The sequence below is a fragment of the Amycolatopsis sp. cmx-11-12 genome, assembly GCF_046269425.1.
In the GTDB taxonomy this organism is placed as follows: domain Bacteria; phylum Actinomycetota; class Actinomycetes; order Mycobacteriales; family Pseudonocardiaceae; genus Amycolatopsis.
The window spans coordinates 44,970-71,636 of record NZ_JADNQM010000038.1 but is presented as its reverse complement, the minus strand read 5'-3'; the positions used below and the strand labels follow the sequence as shown (position 1 = coordinate 71,636).

The window sequence follows — 26,667 nt, the reverse complement described above, 5'->3', positions numbered from 1 at the left end:
AGCCGGCAGGGCGTCAGCTGAAGTTCGCCAGCGCGTGCGCCAGTTCCGCCGGTATCCCGGCGGGCCGGACCCCGCCGTCCGCCCGGCGCATACAGGCGACCGTCTGGGTTCCGCGCGCGGCCAGCGTCACACCGCGGCGGAACTCGAAACCCATCTCGATCCGGTTGCCGGACGTGGCCCGCAAGGTCATCTCGACACCGACCTCGTCGAGAGCGAAGCACTCGGCGTAGAAGTCCATCGAACAGGAGACGGTGACCATCACGAAGTCGCCGGTGTGCAGCGACTTCAGCACCCCCGGCGCGTGCTCGGCGAGGAAGAACTCCCGGCAGTGTCCTTGCCAGTGCAGGTAATGCGCGAAGTACACATTGCCGACCAGGTTCGTCTCGTCCAGGGTCACCACGTGGTCGTGGCGATAGACCGCGGGCATCAGCGCCGCCCGATCGCGAACGCGAGCACCACCGGGTCCCCGGTTTCCAGCACCCGCACCTTCGCGGTGAGCACCCGCAGCGCACCGGAACTCGCGACCACGATGCCGTCTTCGGTGACCTCGTCGATCCGCGACGGGGTGCGCGCGGACTCCCCGAGCGCCTCCCGGTACGACCGCACCCTGGCCGCGGTCGTGCCGACGTCCTCGCCGAGCTTGTCCGCGAGCGACGCGGCGAGTTCGCTGTCCACCGGATCCTGGCCCGCGGCGGTGTCCGTGACGGTGACGGCGGCCCAGCCGGTGCCCGGCGGCGGCGCGGTGAGCACGATCGGGCTTCCCGCACCGGAATCGGTGCTCAGTTCCAGGCGGTCCTCGATCCCGCATTCGATCAGTCGCCGCGAAAGCCACGGGCCGATCAGCCGCACCGGCATCCCGTCCGGCCAGTCACGGATGCCCACCGCGCGCAGCCGCAGCGACCGCCACCCGGCGACCGCGAGCCCGTCGGCGCGGACGAGGCCGACGTCGAAACAGTATTCGCCGTCGGTATGCGAAAGCTCGGTCCCCAGGACGCGCAGCGGCCCGGACGGTTCGCGCCAGACGGTGAACTCCTCGGCCCCGATCGGCAGCGCGAGCCGGTGCGGAACGCAGGCGAGCAACGCGTGCAGGGTGGCGTCGTGCGCGGCCGGGTCGCCGAGCCACAATTGTCCACTGTGGAACTCCGAGAACCACGGGCCCGGCACGCCGTCGTTGAGCCACGCGTCGATCCCGAACGCCGACAAGTGCCGGTACCCGGCCACTCGGCGGAACCGTCCACTGTGGAAGAACAACGAGCCGTACCACGGGCTGGTCCCGGTGATCGGCTCCGCGGCCTCGATCGGTGCCGGCGGCTCGGATGCCTCGCGCACCACCGCCGAGAACCGCGGGACGGCGAACCGGTCGGTGTCGTCGCGTAGTTCCACCGCGGTCCCGTCCGGCGCGGTCAACGCGGCGACCCGGATGATCCTGGCACCCTTGGCGTCGACGGTGACCGGCGCCCGGAATCGCGGTTCGGCCAGCACGGACGCGCCTTCGGGGTGTCCTGCCAGTGCGGCGGCCTGTCGCATCGCTTCCAGGCCGACCACGGCGGGCAGCACCGGCACGCCGTCGAGGCGGTGCTCACCGAGGTACGGATCCGCCCCCAGCGCGAGGTCGGCCTCCAGCACCGCCTCCACCCCGGGCACCCGTACGCGGGTCCGCTCCGCGAACCTCGGCGTGGCACCGGCGGATGTTCCGGCGGTCAGGGTCGGTGTCGCGGGGAACCGTGAGGTCAGCAGGACCGTGACCGGTGATCCGAGATCGTCGAGCACTCCGGCCATGGCCCGCACGCCCCGGTCCGGGGTGATCGGTTCGATCCCGAGCCTGCGCAGCCGGTCCAGCACATCGAGCCGGACGCCCATGCCGATCTCGGACCAGACCGACCACTCAAGCAGATGCGCCCGGCAGGACGGGTGGACGGCTGCCCACCGCTCCACTTCGACGCGGAGCCAGTCGTTGGCGACGCAGTACTCGGACTGCCCGGCGAGCCCCTGTCTGCCGATGATCGAGCCGAAACCGAGTACCAGCTTGAGTTCTTCACCGAACTCGCCGAGCAACGACCGCAGGCCACCGGACTTCGGCCGCAGGGTCGCGGCCAGTGACGCGGCGGTGACCTCGCTCATCCGGCGGGGCTCGTTCAGGCCGGCGCCGTGCAGGAGACCGCGCACCGGGCCGGGGCACCGTGCTTTCAGCGCACGCACCTGCCCGGCGTCGGCGACGTCGCAGCGTTCGTAGCGCGCCGTCACGCTGACCCTCGCGCGCTCCAGTCCCGCCAGCACGTGCGGCGCGTCGGCCGGTGAGCGGCCGGTGAACACCAGCGTGCAGCCGGTCCGCTCGGCCAGCGCGATCGCGGCGTACGCGGTGATCCCGGAGACCCCGCCGGTGACCAGGCAGACGTCCGCCGCCGTGAGCGGTTCCGGTGCCCCGGTCCCCGGCCGCCGCGCGAACAACGTGGCGCGGCGCACCGATCCGTCCCGGTCGCAGCGGAGTTCGAGATAGCGTTCCGGCGCCGCTCCCGCCAGCACGGCGGGATCCGGCCGGAAGTCCGTGTCCGGCAGTTCGGCGACGACCACCGCACAGGACAGTTCGACCGCCGCGCTCCTCGCGATTCCCGCCGCCGCTGGGTGTCCACAATGGACAACGAGCAACCGCTCCGGCCCGGCGCCCGCGATCATGCCGAGCAGCTCCGCGATCTCGGCGGGACCGGCGTTCTCCGGCACTTCGACGGCGAGGCCGGGTTCACCCGCACCACCGGACAGCTCGTGCAGCCAGTGCCCGGCGGTGGCGTGCACTGTCCACCGCACCGGCCCGGCTTGCTCCGCCGCGAACGGTTCCCACCGCTGTTCGAACGGCCGCACCCAGTTCGCCACCCCGGCCACCGAATCGGTCTCCAGTGGGGCTTCCGGCAGGCCGGTCAGCTCCGCGGCCGCGTCCGCGACGGTCGCGGACGCCAGCGAAAGCGGGGTGTCCGGCGGGCGTTTGCCCAGTTCCGCCGCCACCGTGCTGACGATCTGCACCACCTGCAACGAATTCAGGTGCAGATCCCCGAGCAGCGAACTGCCGGGGGTGATCGAACCGGCGGGCAGTTCGAGCGCGGTGGCCAGATGCGCGGTCAGCACGTCGAGCGGATCCGTGCCGGTCTCGACGGTAGTCACGGGCACCTCGTCGGGCACCGGCGCCTCGGTCTCCGGCGCGTCGACCCAGCCCGTCCGGTTCTCGCACGGGTTCACCACGAAGTCCGGCACCGCGTCCAACGGCAGCGGCCGGTTCGCCCTGCCCGCGAACCACGGCTCCAGATCCGCACCGGCGCAGGCCGCCAGCACCGCGGTGGCGAACGCGTGCCGCTCGGGCTCACCGCCGGTGTCCATGCTCAGCACCGGCAAGCCCGTGACGTCGGCGAGCCCGGTCAGCATCGTGCCCGGCCCGGCTTCCAGCAGCAGATCACAGCGCTCGGCCAGTTCCGCGAGCGCACGGCTGAACAGCACCGGCTCGGTGAGTTGGAGGACGAGCAGGTCGCGCAGTTCGTCGCCACCCGCGGTCACCTGGGTGCCGGTGATCGTGGAGAACACCGGACGGCCGGGCGCGAGCAACGGGAATCCCCGCAGGGCTTGGCGAAGTGGCTCCTCGCTCGCGCTCATGGCCGGACTGTGGAACCCGTGGGAGACCCGCAGTTCGCTCGCGATCACGCCGTCCGCGCGCGCCCGGCGGAGTACCTCGGCGATGTCCGGACGGGGGCCGGAGACGACCATCTGGGCGGGCCCGTTGATCCCGGCGAGCACCACCGGGGTTCCCGCCAGCAGCGCCGCCGCACCGGATTCCGCGAGGCCGAGGCTCGCCATCGTGGTGCCCGTGGTGCCGTGTTCGGCCATGATCCGGCCACGGACGGCGGCGAGTTCCACCACCGTTTCCGCCGGACAACAGCCCGCCCACCGCAGGGCGGTGAGCTCACCGAGGCTGTGCCCGACCGCGGCCTCCGCGCGCACGCCGAGTTCGGCGAGCCAGGCCAGTGCGGCGAGGGATTGCCGGACGATCGCGGGCTGCGCCACGCTGGTGTCCACAGTAGACACCGACGTTCCGGCGGGCAGTCCTGGTACGCCGAGTTCCGCCGCCCAGCCGGGAAGTGCCGCGCGGACCGGCGCGGCCTGCCCGGGAAACAGCAGCCCCAGCCGGGCCGCTCGCGCCGAACCGAGTGCGAAACCGCCATGCCGATCGAACCGTGGTTCGCCGGACCAGCCCTCGGTCGCGGCCGACGCGGCCTTCGCTGCCGACGCCAGCTCGTCGGGATCACGCGCCACCAACGCCGCACGCAGCTTGCCCGGCTCCGGACCGTCCCGCCATGCGGTGGCCGCCAGATCGCCGACCTCGGCCGTGCTCAGCGATCCGGCGCTCGCGGCCAGCGCGGTGAGCCGGGCGGAAAGGTCCGCCGGACTCGTCGCGCCGAGCAGCACGATCTCGGTTTCCTCCCGCCGTGCCGACCAGCGGCGGGCCGCGGCGGACAGGCCGCGGACCGAGCCGCCGGGCGCGCCTCGCAGGACCACGTGCGCGTTGATCCCGCCGAAACCCATCGAGGAGACACCGGCGATCGGGATCTCGTCCGGCCACGGCTCGGCCTCGGCGAGCAGTCGCAACGGCACGGAATCCGCGCGCAGCAGTTCCTGCGGCCGTTCGCAACCGGTGACCGGTGGCAGCACCCGGTGGAAGACGGACAGGGTCGCCTTGATCAGCCCGGCCACCCCGGCCGCCGCCTTGGTGTGCCCGATGTTCGCCTTCACCGTGCTCAGCGCGGCAGGCACCGCGCCGGTGCCACGAACCTCGGTCAGCGCCTCGAGTTCCACCCGGTCGCCGACCTCGGTGCCGGTCCCGTGCCCCTCGATCAGGCCCGCCGACTCCGGGGCCAGCCCGGCGGCCCGATAGGCACGGCGCAAGGCGAGCACCTGCCCGGCGCGTTCCGGGCGGCTGAGCCCGCCCGCACCGTCCGAAGAGGACGCCCAGCCGACGAGCTGCGCGTACTCGCGCAGCCCGCGCCGTTCGGCGTCTCCCGCCCGCATCAGCGCAATCACCCCGCAGCCCTCACCGGGCAGGAAACCGGTCGGCCGCTCGTCGTAAACCCGCATCCGGTCGGTGGCGAGCGCGCCGAGACGGGAGAACCCGATCAGTTCCAACGGGTCGATCGACATGTCCACTCCGCCGGCGAGCGCGAAGTCCAGCTCACCGGCGGCCAGCGCACGGGCCGCGGTCATCACCGCGAGGAGGCTGGACGAACAGGCACCGTCCACTGTGTACCCGGTGCCGTGCAGGTCGAAGTGATTGCAGATCCGGCCCGCGATGGTGTTGGCCAGCGTCCCGGTGAGCATTTCCTCCCCTGGTTCGGGGAACGGCTGCTTGACCAGGTGTTCCATCCGGCGGAGCACGTCCCCGGACAGCTCCGCCGGAACACCCGCGCCCGCCAGCGCGGTCGCGGCGACGTCGGCGAGGAACGGCCAGCGCAGCCGCAGGGTCGCCGCCCTGGTGAACTCACCGGTCAGCGAATTGCCGAGCACCACCCCCGCCGTTTCGCGGTCGAGCCCGTCTCCGCCGGGGAAACCGGCGTCGGCCAGCGCGTCGGCCGCGGTCTCCAGCGCGAGCCAATGCGTCTGGTCGGCCGCGCGGTACAGCGGGCCGGGGATCCCGAACCGCCGCCGGTCGAACGCCCAGTCCCGCAGTACCCCGGCATGGGTCACGTAGGTGAGATCGGCGTCCGCGCGGCCACCGTGGTACCGGCGGGACAACCGGCGTTCCGGGATGCGCCGGAACGCGCGACGGCGGGCGAGCACGTTCTGCCAGAGCTGGGCGGGTGAGGTGGCGTCTGGATACCGGCAGGCCATCCCGACGACCGCGATGGGCTCCCCGGTCACGACCCGGTCCCGGATCTGACCCGAGGCACGTCCTTCGACGGCGTCGGCCGGTGCTCGCTCACCACCAGTACCAGCCCGCGCAGCACGCAGGTGATCACCAGCGCGAAGAACAGGCCGAACACCACGCCCGAAACCACCAGCACGCCGTAGATCAGTCCGGCGGCAGCACCGAAGATCGCTTGGTTGCGCGGTTTCGTCGGGGTGGTTCCCGGGTCGGTGATCATGTAGTTGGTGTAGAGGATGAACGCGACCCCGGTGACCGGGAGCAGCGCGCCGATCAGCGCATGGTCGAGCAGCAGCCACCGCAGCACCGCCTGCGCGGCGAAACCGCCGACCCAGCCCAAAATCAGCGGGACCTTGCCGGTGAGCTTGGCGTTGAGCATCGTGCCGAGCATCAGGATGCCCAGCGGGATCAGCCAGTCCACCGTGCCGGTGACGAAGTTCGTGAAATGGTACGGCGGCGCGATCCCGACCCACGGATAGATCAGCAGCACCACCACGATGCCGGAGTTCGACGGGTTCAGCACATGCCGCAGCTTGCCCCTGAACCGCACCCGGACCACGTACTTCGTCGCGTTGGCCACCACCACCGCCATCAGGTACGGCCAGACCGAGGCGTTGCCGTACAACAGCATCGCGCACGCCAGCGCGGTGATATGCGGTGGCAACAGGAAAGTCACCATCGCGCTCGCGCCACCGGCGTACTCCGGGGTCCGCCCGTACGCCCAGCTGTCGAGCCGCTCGAACAGCAACGCGGTCGCGTAGCCGACCACGACCGCGAGCAGCGGGGTGATCGGCGCCTGTTCGAACCCGAGGACGAGATGGCCGACGATGGTGAACGCCGTGATCGACATCGCGAACCGGCGCAGTGCCTTGATCCGCTTGTCCTGGCCGGGATCCGGTGCCGTCACGGTGGTCGGCGGCGCCGGGAGTGCCGGTGCCGTCGCGGCGGCGTTCCGCCGCGATTCGGTCGTGCTCGTCATTTCAGGACCGCCGTTCCGTTCGAGGTGAGCAGCACGGTGTGGTGACCGGGCCGGAGCTCGACCTCGGCCCGATGGACGCCGGTGCCGTCCCGCCAGGTGATCGCGGCCCGCGCGGATCCGCCGCCGGGCAACGCCAGATGCGCCTCACCGGCCGAGACGCCGGCGTGCCCGTTCGCCGGGAACAGCTGGGTCCGCAGCGTCCGGTCGCCGGAGAACACCTCGATCCGCGCGCCGATCGCCGTCCGCTCGCCACCGGCCGCGCCGGGGGTGACCAGCCGCAGGTCCGCCGCCTGCCGGCCGGACCGGCCGATGTTGCGCAGCAGCAGGGAATCCTCCCACTGGTTGGCGACCAGCGCGTCGAGCTTGCCGTCACCGTCCACGTCACCGAAGGCGAACCCGCGGGTGTTGTACGGCGCGCCGATGCCGATCTGAACGGCGAGGTCGGTGTACCGGCCGTCGCCTGTCCTGACGTAGAACGGGTTCGCCTGGTGCCCTGACAGATCGTCGCCGAGCACGAACTTCGGCCACGCCTGCGGATACTTCAGCAGCTGGTCGTTGCCCATCGCGAGTTCCTGCAGTTCCGGCCACCGGTCACGGGCGCCCTTGAGGAAACCGGTCGCCTGCACGAGCTGGTCGACACCGGAGTTGTCGAAGTCGCCTGCCTTGATGTCCCACGCCCAGCCGCTCCTCGCCAGGCCGAGGTCCTCGCTGCGCTCGTCGTAGGGCAGCTTGCCCGCGGCGAGGTCGGCGCCGGTCCCAGTGGGTACGAAGGCGAAGTTGCTCTCGTGCAGCGCGTACGGCGTGGTGATGTTGCTGACCGCGATCATCGGCAGCGGGTCGCCATCGGGATAGGTGAAGGTGACCCCCATGCCCTTGAAGGAATCGTGCCCGAGCACCTCCGAACGCGGGGTGAGCAGATCGCGGTCGCCGTCGACCTCGGCCAGCCGGACCCTGCCCGGCGTGGAACTGTTGACCAGCAACTGATCCGGGCCGAAGTCGTTGGCGACGTACATCTCCGGCAGGCTGTCGCCGGTGAGATCCTGCAGTCCGAACGCGAGGGTCCACGACCGCGCCGAATCGTCCGGGAACGCGGTGCTGGCGTCGGTGATCACCGGCAGCGTGGCCGGCGCGCCCGACGGCCTGGTCAGCAGCAGCCGGTTCACCCCGGCGTTGCGCGCCTTGCCCATCGAGTCCTGCATGTACATCCGGCCGTCGGACCTCGCGGCCGGGTCGAGCACCTTGGCGCCGTCCGGGAAGTAGTTGCCCACCAGGACGTCGAGATGCCCGTCGCCGTCGACGTCGCCGAGGTTCAGCGCGGTGGAGTTCCACACCTGCATGGGCGAAACCAGTTCCACCGGCCGGAAGTTCGCCGCGGCGGGCGGGGTTCCCGGCGCCGCCGAGTTCAGGAACAGCACCGGTGACCGGCCCCAGTAGTAGACCAGGAGGTCTTGACGGCCGTCTTCGTCGAGATCGGACGGCACGCAGCCCATCGGGGCCATCGTCTCGTCGTAGGCCAGCGGACGCGGGTCCAGCGTGAACTTCGGATACGCCTGCCCGCCCGCGTCCGGCACCGGCGCCACGGTGACCGAGTCGTCGCGCGGGTCGACGAGGCAGAAGTCGGCGGAGCGCTTCAGGCCACGCAGATCGGCCAGCGCCACCGCCGCCCCGACCGCGGAGATCCAGGAGCGGATGGGTTCGAGGTCCGGTTGCACCGGACGTTGCTGCCGCGCGCCCGGCGGCGTGGAGTTCAGCGGGACCTGGTGGAAGGCGAACCCACCGGCCAGTGAACGGGTCTCCCCCGCACTCGGTCCCGGCCTCGCGGTGAAGATCCCCGCGGTGAGACAGAGCAGGAGCGCGACCGCCACCGGGACCACCCTGCGCCACGGCTTGGGCATGTCGAATACCTCTCCCGCCCGGAAATCGGCTCAGAACCGCCGCTCGGCCAGTTCCCGCAACCGGGCTTTCCATTCGGTGTACGCGGACAATTCGGTGGATCCGGCGAGGCCTTGTGCCGCCTCGTCCGTCCACCATGAGATTTCCTCCGGCGTGGCGGAGAACAGCTGCTCGCACACCCGTCCGGTGTGCTCCGGCACGATCCGTGCCCGGTACCTCGCGGCACCCGCGAACAGCACGCCCTGCCCGAAATGTGGTGCGTACGGCCCGCTGGACCGCACCAGTTCCGCGACCGCGCCGGGCCCGGCGCACCCCGCGTAACACGCGGCGAGGCCGATCCCCGACCAGAGCGGGCCCCGGGCGGATTCGGGCATTCTGGCGATCACCCTCGCGACCCCCACCGGGTCCGCCGCCTGGGTGAACCACAGCGCACGGCCGCAACCGGCGATCCTCGCCTGCCGATGTTCGCTCGGCCGCCGGTGACATCGCCGCCACAACGCGCGGAGGCCGCCGAAGTACGTTTCCGCGAACCCGGCTCCGTCCAGTGCGAGCCATCGGAGCAGCGGAGTGGCCGGGACGGCCACCGGCAGCGGCAGCCTCGTCGGCACCAGCGCCCAGCCGTGGCCGACATGGATCAGATGCGTGTAGTCGTCCCCCGGCCCGCTGAGAAGGCGCGCGAGCGCGCCACCCCTGCCGAACGCGGCGAGGTCGTGCAGCGCCGCGAACATCCCGGCGCCCTCATAGGCGAATCCTCGTTCGGTGTCCGGAATCTCCGCCAGCGCCGAATGCACGTCGCGCGATTTCGCCGCCACATTGAACCCGGTCAAGAAATAATGGGCATGCTTTTCCAGTTCGACACGTTCACTTTCCCGGTCGAGCCGGAATCCGCGCCGAGAGAAATCTGCCATTGTCAGGGGCAGCTGGAGTACACGGGTTACCGGTGGCGACCCGACGGCCATTCGAGGACTATTGCCTGCCCACATCGTCACGTGGCACCCCTGGCAGAGCGATGCGATACTCGAATATCGATGAATGCGAGCACATGTGAATTGCGATGCCCCCGCAGTTGAACACCCAAGGAAAGGCTGACACAGCGAGACGGACATGGTCAAACGGCTTCACCCAGGTGGCGCAAGACAGGAAAGTCCACAATGGATAATCGTCGGGGCAATTCGAAGGCGGCTCGACGGTATCCGTTGAAATATGTTTTCGGGCAATTCCGCGGGTCTCCGATTCGCCGGTGAACACGACGAGACCCGCACCGGCCGGGCGCCACCGGGCAGGGCACGGCGGAGCGGACCCGCGAGCGGCGCGGTCACCGGACCAGCCTAGGGTCGGCCCCCGCGCCGAACTTCTCCTGAATTGCGCACCGCACCCGGCTCCCGCCGCGCGTCCTCCGGCTGATCACGCGTGATCGCCGTCCAATCACGCGAGATCGCTGTCCAGTCACGCGGGCGGGATCGCGCGGCCCTAGATGATTGATTCCGTGAAGTTGGTGTTAGTGGTCGTAGGCGATGAGTGAGCGTTTGCTGGTCACGTCGGTGTGCCAGTTGTGCCAGATGCCTGCGGACATGGCCAGCAGGCGCTGGGCGATGCGGGTGAACACGCCTGCCGGGGTGCGTCCGCCGTGCTGTTCGAGGCCGAGTTGGCTCTTGAGGGTCTGATTGACCGACTCGATCCACTGGCGCACACCGCCGAGGTTGCCGTTGCGGTAGGTCTCGTCCTTGCGGTCCGGGCGCAGCAGCCGCAACTGCTTCGACTCGGTGAGCTTCTTGAACTCCGTGCCGGAGAAACCCTTGTCGGCCAGCAAGACTTGGCCGTCGCGGATCAGGTGATGGTTGTTGTCGAGTAGCGCGGACAGCACCTCGCGTTCGCCGATCTTGGGGTCGGCCAGGCACCACATGACCGGCATCCCGTCCCCGGTGCACACGAGGTAGAGCTTCAGACCCCAATAGAACCGAGAATGTGACGCACAGTAGCCATAGTTGGCGTGGTTGGCCAGGTCTGAACGTGTCACCGTCTCCCGGGACATTCCGCAGGGAACCGGTGTGGCGTCGGTGATCCACAGGTCGTCGAACCAGGACGGGCAGCACGCGGCCAGTGTGAGGATTGTCTTGCACAACAAGGGTCGTGCGTCCCTTAAACGCTTGTTGTATCCGGGCTGACGAGGCACGTGCGGGAACATGGCCAGCAGTTCGGGGTTGCTGTGCACGTGCCGCATCCAGCGGCGCTCGCCGTTATAGCGCAGCAGGACCTGCGCCACCGCCAACGTAAGCAACTCACTGTCAGTGAACAGAGGACGCCGCCCCCGTCCGGCGCGAGCCGGGACGACCTGGTCATCGATCAGCACGTAGAGTGCGGTCAGGAGGGTGTTCAGCTCTTCGTCACGGTTTGATCTTGGACACCCTCCACCCAGCCGCCGCACCGGCCTCCTTCACGTGATCTTCACGGAATCAATCATCTAGTCGCGTCGTTCGGCGGCGGTGCCGTTCGGCGAGACCCCTGCGTTGTCCTCGGCCCACCGGTCGGCCCGCTCCTGCAACTCGGCGACCGAAGGGTCGGCCGCGCGCTGCGCCACCGACCAGCGATGCCCGAACGGGTCCTCGATCATCGCGTACCGGTCGCCCCAGAACGCTTCTTGCGGGGCCATCAGCTCTGTCGCCCCTTCGGCCAGCGCGGCGGCGAACACCGCGTCGACGTCGGCCACGTACAGGTGCAGCACCACCGAGGTGCCGCCGAGCGCGATCGGACCGCGCCCGGCGCCGTGCTCGGGGAACTCGTCGTGCAGCAACAGCCTGCCGCCACCCACCAGCAGCTCACAGTGCATCACCCGGCCGTCCGAGGCATGGTTGCGCAGCAGCTCGTCGGCGCCGAACACCGCGGTGTAGAAGCGGACCGCCGCCGCCGTGTCCGCCACGGTGAGCTGGGGCGTGACCCCGGCGAACTCCTCGTCCGCTGCCCAGCCGGTCATCCTTCGCCCCTCTCGTCGGAGCGGAGAACGGCTCGCGCCGTCTCGCTCGAGAGCAGGTTAGCGAGTCTTCTGGCCTCGTCGCGGACCGCCCGCGACCCCGTCGGGGTGATCCGGTAGCTCCGGCGGCGCTCGGCCCGGCGGTCCGCGCGGACCGCTTCCTCGTCCGTGTCGCTCTCCTCGACCATGCCGTCCACCCGCAGGCGCTGCAAGGTGCGGTAGAGCGTGCCGGGACCGAGCACCAGTGTGCCGCCGGTGAGGCGCTCGACGTCCGCGATGAGCCGGTAGCCGTGCTGCTCGCCCTCAGTCAGCGCGAGCAGCAGGGCGAAGGCCGCCGGGGTCAGCGGTGTCACGGGCTCATTCCTGGCTGATCAGGAACTCGTGACCGTCCGGGTCGGTCACCGTGACGAAGGTGCCGAAGTCCTGCGTCTCCGGTTCGGTCACCGGCACACCCTTGCCGGACAGGTCCGCGTGCAGTGCCCGCACATCCGCGCACCGCAGGGTCACGTCGGCCGAGTCGCCGATCCGGTCCGTCTTGCCGAAGGCCTCCGCGTTGGCGAGCACGAACCCCGTCCCGCCGCCGCCGGGCGCCACCTCGAGCCACCGCCCCATACCTCCCATGTCCGAGTCCGTGGTCACGTCGAAACCGAGCTTGTCGACGTAGAACTGCTTGGACCGTTCCTGGTCCGTCACGTACAGCGCGACGGTGTTCAGCTTGGTGATCATGTCATCCTCCTGGGTCGGCCCGGCGGGACACTGAATGTATCCACTGCGGACCCAAAATGCCATAATGGCGGCATGACTGCTGAGATCTCTCTCGACAAGCTGCGCGCGTGGTGGTCCCACCGCCAGGGGCTCGACGGCTCGCTGACCGGCTCCTCGCCGGAGGAGGTGCTCAGCCGCACCGGCTGGGCCCGCTCGGTCGGCGGATGCAGCCCCTACCTGGGGTTCTTCGCCCGCGCCGGACTTGACCGCGAGGTCGTGGACAAGGCCGTCGCGAACCTCGACGTGCACGAACTCCCGTCCGCGCGCGGCTGTACCTACATCCTGCCGAAAGAGGACTTCGCCCTCGGGCTGACCGTGGGTTCGGGCGCACCGGAGGGCGAACTCGCGGCGGCGAGCAAACATCTCGGCGTCACCACCAAGGAAATCAACCGATTGTGTGACAGCGTCGTCTCGGCGCTCGAATCCGCGTCGGAGCCGCTCGACGCGGCCGGGCTGCGCGACATCGTCGGCAAGGAGATCCGCAATCTCGGCGCCGAAGGCAAGAAGCGCGGCCAGACCACGACGCTGCCGCTCGCGCTCGGCCTGCTCCAGTCGCGCGGCCGGATCCGCAGGGTGCCGGTGAACGGCAGGCTCGACCAGCAGCGATTCGGCTACGTACCGTGGACCCCGTCGCCGCTCGACGGCGACGGACCGGACATGGACGCCCAGCGCACCGAACTCGCCAGGCGGTACTTCTCCTGGGCCGCGCCCGCTTCGCTGAAGCACTTCCGCTGGTTCTCCGGACTCACCGCGGCGGCCGCGAAGAAGGCGATCGAGCCGCTGGACCTGGAACCGGTCGGCGACACCGACCTGCTGCTGCCCGCCGGCCTCGCCGCCGAGTTCGAGAAGTTCACCGTGCCGCGCAAACCGTCCTACGCGCTCGTCGCCGGAATCGACGGCATCCACCTGCTGCACCGCGAACTGAGCAGGCTGGTGAACCCCGAGGACGCCGCGAAGCATTCCCCCGGCGGCAAACCGGGCCGGACCCTCGGCGACGAGACCGACCCGCAGTGCCCGATCGTCGTCGACCGCGGCCGGGTGGTCGGGCTGTGGGAGTACGACGTCGACGCGGGCGAGATCGTCTGCCAGTCGTTCGTCAAACCCGACGCGGCGCTCAAGAAGGCGATCACCGGTATGGAGAACTACGTCCGGGACCAGCTCGGCGACGCCAGGATGACCAGCCTGGACTCGCCGAAGAGCCGGGCGCCGCGCATCGCGGACCTTCGCGCGGCTGGTTAGCTCGTAGGTGCCCTGGGACCGCGCGGCGTAGCGATGTACCAGGGCGCCCACGATCCGCTGACCTCGGCGAAATGTCGCGCGCGGTATTCGGTCGGCGAGCAGCCGACGTACTTGTGGAACCGGTCGCTGAAGGTGCCGGGACTGCGATAGCCGACACTGCGTCCGACCCGCTGCACCGGATACCTGCTGTGCCGCAGCAGGAACTGCGCCCATTCCATCCGGACGCGTTTGAGCACCCGTCCCGGCGTTTCGCCGTAACAGGCCGTGAACCTGCGGTTGAACTGAAAGCTGGACAGTTCGACGTCCGCGGCGAGCGAGGACACCAGCAGATCCGTCGCGTATTCGCGGTGCAGCCGTTCCCAGGCGCGGCGCATCGCCGGTGCGTCAGGTGTTTTCGCGGAGTACGAAGACATTGTCGTCGGGGTCGAGGAAGGTGGCCATCACCCCGCCCGCCTGGCCGGACGGCTCCTCGGTGAACGTCACCCCTCGCCCGCGCAGTCCGGCGACGGTGGCCTCGATGTCCGCGCAGCCGAACACGATCCCGGTGAAGGTGCCGATCCGGTCGGCGAGATCGGGCGGCGTCCACAGGGTCACGCCCGTCGCCGCGCCGGGCGGGCCGACCTCGATCCAGCGCGCGCCGGGCCCCATCGGCTGGTCGGCGCGCACCTCGAACCCCAGCGCGCCAGTGTAGAAGTCCAGCGCCCGCTGCTGATCCCGGACGTAGACGGCGACCTTCAGCACACTGGAGATCATGGGTTTCCTCCCGTCCGCACGCTCACGACCACGACGTGGGCCGTGTGACAACCCGGCGCACGTCGTGGCCGTGGGATCGCGAAAACGGGGTCAGCTGGACGACCACCCACGTTCCGGGCGCTCCGGGCGCAGGTAATCCTCCGCCGCGGTGCTCACGTTCTCGGCGTCCGCCTCGGTCATCTTGACCGCCCACGGCACCTCGGGCCGCTTCACCGCGTCCGGCACGTCACGCTGGACGAAGGTGAGGTTGGTTCCGATCTCCTCGGCGGTGCGCAGGAAGTCGTAGATGCCCCAGTGCTCGGCGATCTTGCCGTCGCGGATCCGGACGACCTCCATCCCGGGGATGACGACCTCGCGGTTGGTCGGCGGCACACCCATGAACTCACCGTTGTGGTGGGCGTGCAGGTTGTACATCACACCGAGGAGGTCGCCCTCGCCGATGATCGCGATGTTGTCCTCCATCGGGTCCTCGAACGCCGAGGCCCATGCCGAGAACCGCATCTGCACGCCTTCGAACCCCGGCGGGTCCCCTGGCATCGCGGCGTGGTCCACGAAATCCTCGGTCAGGTTCCGTGCCAGTGTCTCGGTGCTCCAGTCGTGGCCGTTGAACACTTCCTTCTGGAAGCGCAGCAGCACCTTCTTGTTCTCCTCGATCCTGGGCACGTCCAGTACCGCCTGCACGATCTCCTCGGCGCTCAGGTCCGCGCCCAGCAACTCACGGAGCCGGTTCGCGGCCGCGTCCACTTCGGACTGATGCCTGCTCTGCTGCTCGGTGCCTTGCCTGGCGGAAGTCATCTTCACTCTCTCCTCATCTTGGGCCGGATCGGGCCTTTCCCTGTGAGCGCGCTATTCCAAGCCGTCGATGCCATAGCCGTGCTCCTGGTGGTGCTCGCAGTAGATCTCGCCCGGCGGGGCGATCATGGCGCAGCGCCGCAGCGTGCCCTTCAGCAAAACCTGGCACTGGCGGCGTTTCACGTCGATCAGGGTCTTCAGCTCGGTCAGCTTCTGCGGGTCGGCGCCTGCCGCGACCGCGGCTTCGTACGCCCGCTGCGCCATGCTGCTGTCGAAGCCCTGCTGGGCACGGACCGCCATGATGTCCTCGGTGAGCGGTGCCATGATCTGATTGGCGAAGATGTCTTCGAACGGGTTGATGTGCCGGTGTTCCACGATGAGACCGTCGCGCACCTTGATCGCGTGGAGGGTGGGGATGGCGATCTGGTGGTCCTTCGGCGGCCTGCCTGCGAACTCCTCGTATTGGGTGCCACGACCGGTGATCAGCCCGACCACCGCCTCGTTGTCCGCCGAGACGATCTCGTTGATCACCATGAACCAGTCCGGGAACGAGCGGAACAGGCCGAGCAGCATCCTGGTGTGCGCCTTCGGGCTGATCGGGTCGTTGCCGAAGTAGGTCTTGCTGCGGAACTCGGTGGGGTGGAACAGGTTCTCCATGCCCTCGTAGTTCCGCGAGTTCTCGTACTCGATGTACTTGTAGAAGATGTCGATGTTCTGCTGCCGCAGGTCCTGGCTGACCGGGGACTGGGAAACCGTGATGGTCCCGTTGATCTGCCCGGAGACGGTGGCCAGGAACTGGTCGAACAACTGCTCCCGCGCCGGGGTCGGCAGCCGGGTGATCAGGGAGAGGTTCTCCCGCAGCGCGAGGCCGAGGTCCTTGGGCTCCTCCCGCTCCGCGGTCGCGACGTCGGAGACGGGCCTGCCGTTGGTCGTGCCGGCACCGTTCGTCAGTCCGCCCGCGGACTCGAACCAGCGGCCCTGGAGTTCCTGGAGCGCGCTCTCGTCGGGCTGCTGGTCGTTCTCCGTGTGACTCGTCGCGCTCATGGGTACCCTCCCGGGAGTGGCAGCTTGGTGATCAGTCGCTCTGCCCGGGTCGCCACCCGGGAACCAACCGTCGCCGCGGCAGGATCTTCCGGCCGAACCAACTCCATGGCGATTCGGTTCGACCGTGCGGAAAGTCTTGCCGCACCGTCGAAATCGATTCTTTCACCGGCTTCGTGGCGGTTACTTCTTCGGCGTTGCTGGGCGGCCTCAGCCGAAATCGACCATGGACCGGATCCCGCCACGCAGATCGGTCCAGCCCACGACCGGGCCTCCTGGCGCGCGCAGGCGCACCGGGAGCCCCCGCTTGGGCTGGGAGACCATCAGGCCGCCGCAGTCCACTCGCGACCCCGGCGCGATCTCGAACCGCCACCGCCGCAACAGGATCGCCAGGATCTGGCGCATCTCCATCGTCGCGAACCCCGAGCCGAGGCACATCCTGGGTCCGGCGGCGAAGGGCAGGTAGCCGTACGGTCCGGGATCGTTGTCCAGCCAGCGGTCGGGGACGAACCGGTCCGGGTGGGGATACAGTTCCGGCAGGCGATGGGTGATGTAGGAACTGAAGATCACGTGCGCGCCGGTGTCCAGCCGGTGCGGGCCGAGTTCCACCGGTGCCGACGCGACCTTGCTCCACCACATCACCGGTGGCAGCAGCCGGAGGCTCTCCTTGATCACCCTGTCCAGCAACGGAAGCTTCGAGTCCTCGGCTCCGTCGAGTTCGTCGATGACGTCGCCCAGGATTCCGGGGTGCGCGCAGAGCAGCAGGAGGGTCCAGGTGAGCGCGCTGGCGGTGGTGGCGTGCCCGGCCATGAACAGGAAGGTGGTCTGGCCGATCAGCTCGTCATCGGAAAGGCCGGTGCCGTCGTCGTCGTTGGCCTTGGTCAGCCGGGTGAGCACGTCCGTGCCGCCGGTCTCCCCGCCGCGGCGGCGGGCCTCGATGAGCCCGCGGACGGTGGTTTCGAGGCTCCCGGACAGCTTTGTCAGCCTGCGATAGGGAAAGCCGGGCAGATCGACCGGGACCGCGAGCGCGGGCACCGAGAACACGGTGTCCATCCAGTCTTGCAGGAGAGCGCTCGTGGCACGGCCTTCCCGCTCGGGTTCCAGCCCCAGCAGCGTTTTCACCGCGACCGCCATGGTGATCGCGCGCATCTCGGCGAGCAGATCGACCTCCGCGCCGACCCGCCAGCCCTCGATCCCGCGCCGCGTGATGTCCGCGATGTCCGGCGCGTACGCCTCGATATGCCGTCGCTGCAACGCCGACGCCATCAGCTTCCGCTGCCGCCGATGCTTCGCGCCGTTCATGTTCGTCAGCCCCGCGTAGAGCCGGCTGAGCGGCGACCCCTCGGACATCCGCACCGGCGTCGACGCCGCGTCGATGTTCTGGAACAGCTCGCTGTCGCGGAGCACGATCTGGTTGTAGCGCGGCGAAAACACGAAGACGTAGTCCGTCGTGCCGCGCGCGAGCGACGCGATTTCCCCGTACTGGCTGTGCAGTCGCCGCAGATACTTCACCGCGTCGAAGGCGAAGACGGCGAAGTTCCCGCGGACGCCGACCAGCGGCAGAGCACGCGGGCCGGGAACGACAGTGGTCGTCACCCTCGAACGGTGTCACTTCGTCGTCTTCGCAGCTTCTTCGCTCTTGCTGGGTGGGCCGGGCGGGTGGCCGGCCCGTGAAGGCCTCCTTCACTACCTTCAGGGTAGGCAAGGAGGCCTTCACCGCCAGGAGGACGCGCGCGGGGTGCCCACGCGCCACCTTCGCCCTCCCCTCAACTACTTCGCGGGACGGGCGATGACGGCCAAGCGCGCGCCGGCAGGGTCGGCGAGTACCGCCATGCGGCCGAACGGGGAGTCCTCCGGCTTTTCGACCACCGTGCCGCCGTGCTCGGTGGCGACCCGTACCGCGACGTCGGTGTCGTCGACCTGGAAGTACACCAGCCAGGCCGCGTGTCCCTTCTTCGGCCTGCCTTCGTGGCTGTAGCCGAGGATCCCGGCGACTTCCGTGCCCTCGGCGCGCAGCTGGACATAGCTGTATTTGGGGAACGGGCGTTTGGCTTCGAGGCCGAACACGGTCGCGAAGAACTTCCCGGCCGCCTTGGTGTCCTTGCTCGACGCCTCCGCCCAGCAGGGCGCGCCCGCTTCGTTCACCAGTTCGCTGCCGTCGAACGAATCGCCCTGCCACAAGCCGAAGTATCCGCCGGTGGGATCGGCGACGATGGCCATCGTGCCGCCGGGGACGTCGTGCGGTTCCTTGATCACCTTGCCACCGGCGGCTTCCACGGCGCGCGCGGTGGCGGCGGTGTCCCGGGTGGCGAGGTAGATGGTCCAGTGGGAGTCGTCCTCCGGCTCCCCGGTGCTGATCGCCGCGACCGCCTTGCCCCGGATCGTGGCCTGGTGATACCGCCACTCGCTGTCCTCGAACTCCCAGCCGAGCAGGTGCCGGTAGAACGCGTGCACCGGTTCCGGCTCACGAACGGTCATATCGAACCAGCACGGCCTTCCGGGCGCATAGGGTTCAGTCACTTCGCTCATCTGCGGGCTCCTTGTGGAGACGGTGGTGGTGCCTGTCCTATTCTGCCGCCGGATCGCGCCCCGGTGCACGATCCGGCGCCCGGTCACCCGATTGTGCGCGTACCGCGTCGACGCAGTCCGCGAGACCGGCCACGGTGGGGGATTCGATCAGGGTGAGCAGCGAGAGTTCGGTCCGGAAGCGCGCGTTGACCCGTTTCATCACCTCGGCGACGAGCAGCGAGCTGCCGCCCAGTTCGAAGAAGTCGTCGTGCACGGACAGCCGCGGCACGCCGAGCGCCTCCCGCCAGATCGCGGCGATCACCCGTTCGGTCTCGGTACCCGGCCCCGAAAAGTCCACAGTGGACACTGTGGACACGGTCTGCCCGGAACCGCGGGACCGGCGGGGACGGCCGCGTTTGGCGTACCAGTGCCGTTCGCCCTCGAACGGATAGGTCGGCAGCGGTATCCGGCGCCGGTCTTCCCGCGCGGCGAAACCCGCCCAGTCGATCTCCACCCCGGCCCGCCAGAGCCCGCCGAGCGCGTCGAGCAGCGCGGGCGGCCCCGAAGCCGGGTGCAGTGACGACACTGCCAGCCGGTCCGTCCGTGCCCGGACGAAGCTGCTCAGCGTCCGGCCGGGCCCGACCTCCAGGCACACCCGGCCGGGGTGGTCGAGCAGGGCCGTCACGCAGTCCGCGAACCGCACGGTGCCCCGCAGCTGCCGTCCCCAGTACGCCGGGTCGGTCGCCTGCTCGTCGGTGATCCAGGTGCCGGTGAGGTTCGACAGGAACGGGATCGACGGCGCGGACAGCCGCACCCCGGCGAAATAGCGTTCGTACGGAGCCACGATCGGGTCGAACAGCCGTGAGTGCCCAGCCGTACTCAGCGGAATCCTGGCGGCGGTGACGTCGCGCGCCGCCAGCCGGGATTCCAGGTCGTCGATCAGCTTCGCCGCGCCGGACACGACGCAGGTGCCGGGGGTGTTCACCGCGGCGAGGTCGAGACGCTCCCCCATGAGCGCGCGGGTCTCGCGCTCCGGCAGTACCACGCTGAGCATCGCGCCGGGCGCGGTGCTCTGGACCAGCCTCGCCCTGGTCAGCACCGCCCCGAGTGCGGCGGGGAAATCGAGCACCCCCGCGAGATGGGCCGCGGTCAGCTCGCCGAGGCTGTGCCCCAGTATCGCGGCCGGGCGCACACCCCAGGACCGCCACAACACCGCGAGCGCGTCTTCGACCAGGAACAGCGCGGGCAGCTGGGTCAACGGCCGGTCGGAGATCCGCTCGCCGCCGAGCAGCGCGCCGGACAGGTCGGGCCCGCCCAGCGCGGCGAGTTCGGCGAGCCCGGTTTCCAGGCGTTCCCGGAACACCGGTTCGGCGGCGGCCAGCTCGGCGACGAGACCCGGCTTGCCCGCGCTGCCACCGCCGGGGAACAGGAACGCGACCGGCCGGGTCTCCGGTGGTGTCCGGCTCACGCGAGACACCTCACGCAGCGCGGTAACCGCCTCGGCCCGGTCACGGCAGACGACGGTCCGCCGGTACGCGCCGGGTTCGCGGCCGATCTGCAGGGTGTACGCGGCATCGGCGAGATCGATTTCGCTATCCAGCCGCGTGACGAGGTTCGCGGTCAGCGTCTCCAGCGCGGAAGGCGTCGCGGCCGAGAGGGCCAGCAACTGGTACGGCCTGGACGGTCGTGGCGGCGGGCTCGGCGGGGCCTGTTCCACCACCAGGTGTGCGTTCGTGCCACCGATCCCGAGCGAGCTGACCCCGGCCCGGCGCGGCCCCTCGGCCGACGGCCACCGGGTGCGCTCCGCGTTGACATAGAACGGAGTGGCCGCGAAATCGATCCGCGGGTTCGGCCGCCGGTAGTGCAGGCTCGGCGGGAGCGTTTCGTGTTCGAGGGAGAGGATCGTCTTGATCAGGCCCGCGATCCCGGCGGCCGCGTCGAGGTGACCCACATTCGTCTTCACCGAACCGATCGCACAGTAGCCGGTGCGCCGGGTGCCGCGCTGGAACGCCGCGGTCAGCGCGGCGATCTCGATCGGATCGCCCAGCGCGGTCCCGGTGCCGTGCGCCTCCACATAGGACACTGTCGACGGGTCGACTTCGGCATGCGCCAAGGCCTCGGCGATCACCTCCGCCTGGCCGGAGACGCTCGGCGCGGTGTAGTCCACCTTGGCGAAACCGTCGTTGTTCACCGCCGAGCCTTTGATCACCGCGCGTACGGTGTCACCATCCGCCATCGCGTCGGCCAGCGGCTTGAGGACCACCGCTCCCGCGCCGCTGCCGAACAGGGTGCCGCCGGCGTCCGCGTCGAAGGCCCGGCAGTGCCCGTCCGGCGAGAGCACCCCGCCGGTTTCGTGCCGGTAGCCCGCCCTCTGCGGGACCTTCACCGACACTCCCCCGGCCAGCGCGAGTTCGCATTCGCCGGTGAGCAAGCTCTGGCAGGCCAGGTGCACGGCCACCAGCGACGTGGAACACGCGGTCTGCACGGACATGCTCGGCCCGGTGAGCCCGAGTTTGTACGACACCCTGGTGGCCAGGTAGTCCTTGTCGTTGGCGATCAGGGTGAGCAGATAGTCGTCCCGCAGCCGGTCCGCGACGCCGCTGTGCAGCAGGTAGGTGTTCAAGGCCGAACCGGCGAAAACGCCGATCGCACCGGGGAACCGGCTCGGCGCGTAGCCCGCGTCCTCCACCGCGGTCCACGCGCATTCGAGGAACACCCGCTGCTGGGGATCGAGTGCCGCGGCTTCCCTTGGCGAGTAACCGAAGAAGGCGGCGTCGAACCGGTCGTGACCGTCGAGCAGCGGCGCCGCGCGGACGTATCCCGGCCGGGTCCGCTCGCGCCATCCGACCCCGGCGGACCGCAGGTCACGGTTGGTGAGTTCGGTGACGGATTCCACGCCTGCTTCGAGATTCGCCCAGAATTCCGCGCTGCCCTTGGCACCGGGGAACCGGCAGGCGAGGCCGATCACCGCGATCTCGTGGCCGTTATCCATGACGCCTCCGGGCCCGCTGGGGTATCTCGCGCCTGCGCGCGCCCCGGCGCTGGCCTGAGGTACCGACGGGGTCCGCCGCCTGCTCACCCGGCCGGAGCAGCGCGGCCATCGTGCGGATGGTCGGCCGTTCGAACAGGCTGGTCGGGGGCAGGGCGGTGCCTGCCAGTTCGTCGAGCCCGGTCATCAGCCGGACGCCGAGTACCGAACTGCCGCCGAGGTCGAAGAAATTGTCGTCCACCCCGACCTCGCGCAGCCCGAGCACCTTCCGCCACAAGACGGCGAGCTCGCGCTCCACGTCGTCGTCCGGACCGCGGAAAGCGTTCGGCAGCGACGGTCTCGACCGCAGGTTGGCCCGGCGCACCGCGGCGAGGATGTCCTCGGGGGCCCGCAGTTCCGTCGCGACCCGCTGATACCAGGTGGACGGCAGACCACCGGACACGGTTCGGGGCGTCCGCGGGACCGGCAGCGGAGCGGAGGACGGCTGGAACTCCACCCGGGAAGCCGTTTCGGCCGTGATGGTGAAGTGCTCACCGGCGACTTCTTCGAGAAAACGGCGGGCGGGCTCATTGCGTCCGGTCGGGGTGAAAGACAGCTCGATCCGGGTGAGCCCCCGGTGCGACGCGGACTCCCCCAGCGCGGCCAGCATCCGATGTTCCACACCGCGCCCGAGTGCCCGGCAGCTGAGCAGGAACGTGTCCACCCACAAGGAATCCCGGTCCGCTCTGGAAAGAACGGCCCCGACCAGTCCGTAGTCGCCGAACCGGTCCGCGACCCGGACGGTGTGGCAGTCCAGCTCCCCCGTGCCGAGCAGTTCCCGCAGCTCCGCCTCGGTACGGCGGACAGCGGTGGTGGTGAACTGATTGGTGCGCTGCGTGAGCTGGGCGATCCGGGGCAGATCACGTTCGGCGTACGCGTCGATGCGCACCACGAGTTCCAGACCGTCCAGAAAGGACTCGAAGGTCAGTGCCCGCTCCCGCGCGGTACGCCGTCGACGCTCCGCGAGATACCTGGCCGGACGCTCCCGGTCCTCCTCGGTCGGCCGTGCCCGATCGAAAGCCCAGACGTGAGCGAGAAAATCGGGAATCTCCTCGGTCTGTGCGGGCAGCTGGAGGGTCAAGACCTCGGGAAGGTTCGCGCGCACCTCCGCGCACTCGACCGGATTGTCGTCCAGGAAAGCGAAGCTGTCCGTGCCGAAGCCGAGTTCGTCGGCGAGTCCGGTGATTCCCGCCGATTTCGGCTGCCAGCCCACTCGCCGCGCGATGATGTGCTCGTCCCGCATCGGCAGGTCGGTCCGCCGGTCGAAAACCGCTCGCACGTCCTCGTCGTTGTTCCTGCTGCACAGGCAAAGCAGGACCCCGTCCCGGTGTTGCGCGAGCGCGAACTCCTGCACGGCGGCTCGCGGCTGGATGCCGTCCGGCCCGTCCTCGCCGCAATAGCCCGCCCACAGCGTCTGATCACAGTCGAGCGCGAGCGCCTTGACCGGCCGGTGCGTGGACAGTTTGCGCGCGATCATCGTGCCCATCGCCGTGAAGTAGGCGGGCCGGTAGGGAATGTGCCCGAGCCGTTCGGCGTCGGGATCGTCGGGATCGGCCACCGGGTAAGCCCGCGCCAGTTCGCCGGTGGTGATCAGCTCGACCCCGGGGAGCCCGGCGAGCCCCTCGGCCAGACGCCGCTCCGCGCGATCCAGCGCGGGCCCCCGGGCATCTGCCGAGGGTGGGCACAGCGCGATCAGGCAAGGCAGATCCGCACCGCGCACAGCTTCGATGAACTCATCGGTCACCCGGTCCAGGTCGACGGTGTGGGTTTCGCCCGGCCGGCGCGCGAAGACACCGGCGAATCCGGTACCGCGCAGCAGTTCGTCATCTCGATCCACGACGACTTGGAAACCCTTGTCACGCAACAGGCTCGCGATCCGCTCCGCGCCGTCGGGATCATGCGCCTCCAGCACCAGCTGGCGGATGCGAGGCCACTGCTCGTCTCCGATCCCGGCCAGGATGCCCTCCTCGCTGCCCTCGGCGTCGATCTTGAGCAGGTCCACCCGTTCGACGCCTTGCTCGGTGAACATCGCGGACAGCGTCCGTACCCGCCTCGGCAGGACCTCGGCGGCCAGCCGGTCACGAGTGAGGTGATCCACGAGTTCGGCGGAGTCGTTCCGGAGTACGTTCGCGACGACCGCGGTCACGGCGGCGTGGTCACGTTCGGCGTCCGCGGCGAACCCGGAGAACGCGGGCGATCGTGAATAGCTCGTGAACGGCAGTTCACCCTCGACAGCGGCGAGTCCGTATTCGAAGATCCTCGTTTCGGGGGCGTACAGCGCGGTGTTACGGCGCAGCGCCTCGAACGCGGGCGGGTTCGGTTCGAAGGCGTACACGTCGGCGCCAGGGCAGCGACTCCGCACGAACAGGCTGAACAGCCCGATGTTCGCACCCACGTCGAAGACGATGTCGCCGTCGCGCAGGTCGATGCCGTGCCGCAGATAGGACTGCCGGGTGAAGATCTCCTCATAGAGGTAGTCGGTCTCGTACGGCACCAGGTGCGCGACGTCTCCGATCCCGGGTAGCCGGTGCCGCAGGGAATCAGCCAGTATCGAATCCTGTGTTGCCGAGTCCACTTCGGACACCAGCGGAGCGACGGGGGAAAGCCAGTCCTGAGGCCGGATCAGCAGCACGTTCGCGCCGTCACGGTTGCCGGACAGCAGGCCTCCGGGGTCGAGAAGTTCCTGGAACACCTGCTGGTACCCGGCGAATTCGACCGACACCGGGACACCGAGCTGATCCGCCCAGAAGGACAACGTCTCCTCGATGGGCTCGGCCGTGAACGTCGCGGCGACAGCGATCCGCAGCGGCGAAGACTCCAGGAATCGCAAATGCGCGCCGAAGACCTCGGCGACGACCTGACCGTCCGAATCGGACAACAGCATGTCCCCGACGAGTTCGTCACCGCGCTCGTGAAACCGGACGCGTACCGTACCCATCCGGTCCGGCGAACGGTGCAGGACCAGCCGATCCCACCCCGCCAGCACCACGGTCCGCCTGGCCGAGGCGGCCAGCAACTGCATCGCGGTGTCCAGTACCACCGGATGCAGGACGTGCCCGTCGACCGGCACCGGGATCCGCAGTTCGGCGGTGGCGGCCCCCTCCCCCGCCCGGAACCGGTCGATCCCCCGGAACGCGGGGCCGTAATCGTTCCCGGCCTTCCGCAGAGCGGCGTACAGATCCGCACCGGGAGAATCCTCGCCGGAGACCAGGGGTTCCCATTCACCGGCGGGAAGCGCACCGCGACGGATCCGGCCACTCGCGTACCGGACCCCGTCATCGCCGGTCGCGGTGAACTCCCGCCAGCCTTCGATCGGCCGCCCGATCGTGGTGTTCAGTGCCTTCGCACCCTCCGCCGGAACCACGAACACCCGCTCGAACCGGACGTCGTCCACAATGGACGGGACGGCGTCTTCGAGCGCGCTCAGCGCCAGGTCCAGGTACACCGCGCCGGGCAGCACGAGGGTGCCCTGGACCCGATGATCGGCCAGGTACGGGAACTCCGTGAGCCCGAGCCAGGTCATCGGCTGCCGGTCCTGGCGTCACCCACCGCCGGGACGAAGACGCGGAAGATGACCTTCAGCCCGGCGCCCATGTTCGGGGTGGTCGCGATGTTCGGCAGGCGCTGGCTGAAGAACACGCCGAGCAGCGGATCGGCCGAGTTCAGTTCCAGCCAGCAGTAGGTCATCTTGCTGCCGAGGTGCTCCAGAGTGCCGGAACCTTGCCCGTACGGGGTGTTCGCGGAGCGGTAGCCGAAGCCCATCGTGTGCCCGAAACCGTGGTCGTCGACGAGCAGCTTCACGATCTCCGGCGACAGGATCCGCCGCTCTCCCACTCGACCGCCGTCGCGCAACACCCGCAGGAACGCGAGCAGATCGCCGACCGTAGTCATCATTCCGCCGTCCGGGAAGACGAACCGCCAGCCCCGGCGGAACTTGTCCCAGACCCCGTCCGGACCGGGCGCGACCTCGGGCGGCAGACCGCCGTCGCGGGTGATCATGGTGATGTCGGCGATCCGGGCGCGCTGTTCTTCGGTGACCCCCTCGCCGATCCACGCGTCGAGTTCCGCGTCCCCGGTCGGTTGCGCGACGAAGAACGAGTCGGTCATCCCGAGCGGTTCGAACAACCGCCGTTTCAGGTAGACGTTGATCGACATGCCGGTCAGCGTCTCGGCGATCCGCGCCGCGATCACGTGGTTGATCGGGCTGTAGAAGTACTCCGCACCCGGTTCCTTCACCGGCTCGTAGTACTCCATGAGGGCACCGCTCACCTGCTCCACGGTCAGCGTGCGGGACGGCCTCGGCCGCCCGTCGACAAAGAGGTATTCGTTGGTGCCGCCCGGGTAGCAGGTCCATTCCGAGGTCGGCCCCAGGTGTGTGTCGGCGTCGGCGAACGACGGCGGCGGGCCGCCGGGGTCGTTGCACGGGGTCGCCGGGCCTTCGGTGTAGTGCTGGATCGTCGGCAGCCCGGAAGTGTGCTGAAGCAGGTGCCGGATCCGGATCTTCCGCTTCGACGGCGAAGAGCCGTAGGCGGACATCCCCGGCAGCCGCCACACCTCGGTCTCCACGTCGAGCAGGCCTGCCTCCTCCAGCGCGAGCAGCACGGCGGTCGCGGTGAACGCCTTGCTCATGGTGCCGATCTCGCAGATGGTCCGCTCGGACCAGCCGTCGCCGACCGCGGCGATCAGCGGACCGTCCGCCAGTGTCTCGACCCCCATCACCGCGCCCGGCAGGTTCGCCGGATCCGCACGCCGCGCCTCGGCCACCCGCTCGACGGCCCGCGCCCACCACTCCGGACTGTTCATCC

Annotated in this window: 19 protein-coding genes; 1 reads left to right on the top strand and 18 read right to left on the bottom strand. The window is 69.6% G+C overall.

What is annotated here, in order from left to right; all coding sequences use genetic code 11:
* Window positions 1-13: 13 nt before the first annotated feature.
* The 9 genes from ACLARN_RS36065 to ACLARN_RS36025 form a co-directional block, all read right to left on the bottom strand.
* Complete coding sequence (locus ACLARN_RS36065; protein WP_409495956.1) at window positions 14-427, bottom strand: acyl-CoA thioesterase; 414 nt, start codon at window positions 425-427, stop codon at window positions 14-16.
* Window positions 427-5,892 carry an SDR family NAD(P)-dependent oxidoreductase gene (locus ACLARN_RS36060; RefSeq protein ID WP_409495955.1) on the bottom strand — a complete coding sequence of 1,822 codons (5,466 nt, stop codon included), beginning with the start codon at window positions 5,890-5,892 and terminating at the stop codon, window positions 427-429. The genes ACLARN_RS36065 and ACLARN_RS36060 overlap by 1 nt, the downstream gene beginning before the upstream one ends.
* Entirely contained in the window at window positions 5,889-6,875 is a 987-nt protein-coding gene (locus ACLARN_RS36055; protein WP_409495954.1) for an enediyne biosynthesis protein UnbU, read from the bottom strand. The genes ACLARN_RS36060 and ACLARN_RS36055 overlap by 4 nt, the downstream gene beginning before the upstream one ends.
* Window positions 6,872-8,770 (bottom strand): FG-GAP-like repeat-containing protein, encoded by a 1,899-nt coding sequence (locus ACLARN_RS36050; RefSeq protein ID WP_409495953.1) that lies wholly within the window; start codon window positions 8,768-8,770, stop codon window positions 6,872-6,874. The genes ACLARN_RS36055 and ACLARN_RS36050 overlap by 4 nt, the downstream gene beginning before the upstream one ends.
* Before the next feature lie 30 nt (window positions 8,771-8,800).
* Entirely contained in the window at window positions 8,801-9,727 is a 927-nt protein-coding gene (locus ACLARN_RS36045) for a DUF1702 family protein (protein WP_409495952.1), read from the bottom strand.
* 539 nt (window positions 9,728-10,266) lie between these two features.
* A complete protein-coding gene (locus tag ACLARN_RS36040) occupies window positions 10,267-11,184 on the bottom strand; it encodes an IS982 family transposase (RefSeq protein ID WP_409495974.1) in 918 nt (305 codons plus the stop codon).
* A 45-nt stretch (window positions 11,185-11,229) separates the two neighbouring features.
* Entirely contained in the window at window positions 11,230-11,739 is a 510-nt protein-coding gene (locus ACLARN_RS36035) for a VOC family protein (RefSeq protein WP_409495951.1), read from the bottom strand.
* A complete protein-coding gene (locus ACLARN_RS36030) occupies window positions 11,736-12,089 on the bottom strand; it encodes a PadR family transcriptional regulator (protein ID WP_409495950.1) in 354 nt (117 codons plus the stop codon). Before ACLARN_RS36030 ends, ACLARN_RS36035 begins: the two co-directional genes overlap by 4 nt.
* 4 nt (window positions 12,090-12,093) lie before the next feature.
* Window positions 12,094-12,462, bottom strand: a complete 369-nt coding sequence (locus ACLARN_RS36025) for a VOC family protein (protein WP_409495949.1) — start codon at window positions 12,460-12,462, stop codon at window positions 12,094-12,096.
* A 72-nt stretch (window positions 12,463-12,534) separates the two neighbouring features.
* Here ACLARN_RS36025 and ACLARN_RS36020 point away from each other — a divergent pair, with 72 nt between their 5' ends.
* Window positions 12,535-13,740, top strand: coding sequence for a DNA glycosylase AlkZ-like family protein (locus ACLARN_RS36020; RefSeq protein WP_409495948.1), 1,206 nt, complete (start codon window positions 12,535-12,537; stop codon window positions 13,738-13,740).
* Here ACLARN_RS36020 and ACLARN_RS36015 read toward each other — a convergent pair.
* The 9 genes from ACLARN_RS36015 to ACLARN_RS35975 form a co-directional block, all read right to left on the bottom strand.
* Window positions 13,737-14,153, bottom strand: coding sequence for a helix-turn-helix domain-containing protein (locus ACLARN_RS36015; protein ID WP_409495947.1), 417 nt, complete (start codon window positions 14,151-14,153; stop codon window positions 13,737-13,739). The genes ACLARN_RS36020 and ACLARN_RS36015 overlap by 4 nt on opposite strands.
* Window positions 14,125-14,493, bottom strand: a complete 369-nt coding sequence (locus tag ACLARN_RS36010) for a VOC family protein (protein ID WP_409495946.1) — start codon at window positions 14,491-14,493, stop codon at window positions 14,125-14,127. The genes ACLARN_RS36015 and ACLARN_RS36010 overlap by 29 nt, the downstream gene beginning before the upstream one ends.
* A 90-nt stretch (window positions 14,494-14,583) precedes the next feature.
* Window positions 14,584-15,288, bottom strand: coding sequence for an ester cyclase (locus ACLARN_RS36005; protein ID WP_409495945.1), 705 nt, complete (start codon window positions 15,286-15,288; stop codon window positions 14,584-14,586).
* Between the two features lie 51 nt (window positions 15,289-15,339).
* Entirely contained in the window at window positions 15,340-16,329 is a 990-nt protein-coding gene (locus ACLARN_RS36000) for an ester cyclase (protein WP_409495944.1), read from the bottom strand.
* Between the two features lie 207 nt (window positions 16,330-16,536).
* Complete coding sequence (locus ACLARN_RS35995; protein WP_409495943.1) at window positions 16,537-17,922, bottom strand: cytochrome P450; 1,386 nt, start codon at window positions 17,920-17,922, stop codon at window positions 16,537-16,539.
* 174 nt (window positions 17,923-18,096) lie between these two features.
* Complete coding sequence (locus ACLARN_RS35990) at window positions 18,097-18,855, bottom strand: VOC family protein (protein WP_409495942.1); 759 nt, start codon at window positions 18,853-18,855, stop codon at window positions 18,097-18,099.
* A 37-nt stretch (window positions 18,856-18,892) separates the two neighbouring features.
* On the bottom strand, window positions 18,893-21,826 hold the full coding sequence (locus tag ACLARN_RS35985) for a type I polyketide synthase (RefSeq protein WP_409495941.1): 2,934 nt from the start codon (window positions 21,824-21,826) through the stop codon (window positions 18,893-18,895).
* Complete coding sequence (locus ACLARN_RS35980) at window positions 21,819-25,385, bottom strand: FkbM family methyltransferase (RefSeq protein ID WP_409495940.1); 3,567 nt, start codon at window positions 25,383-25,385, stop codon at window positions 21,819-21,821. Before ACLARN_RS35980 ends, ACLARN_RS35985 begins: the two co-directional genes overlap by 8 nt.
* Entirely contained in the window at window positions 25,382-26,665 is a 1,284-nt protein-coding gene (locus ACLARN_RS35975) for a serine hydrolase domain-containing protein (RefSeq protein WP_409495939.1), read from the bottom strand. The genes ACLARN_RS35980 and ACLARN_RS35975 overlap by 4 nt, the downstream gene beginning before the upstream one ends.
* Window positions 26,666-26,667 lie beyond the last annotated feature (2 nt).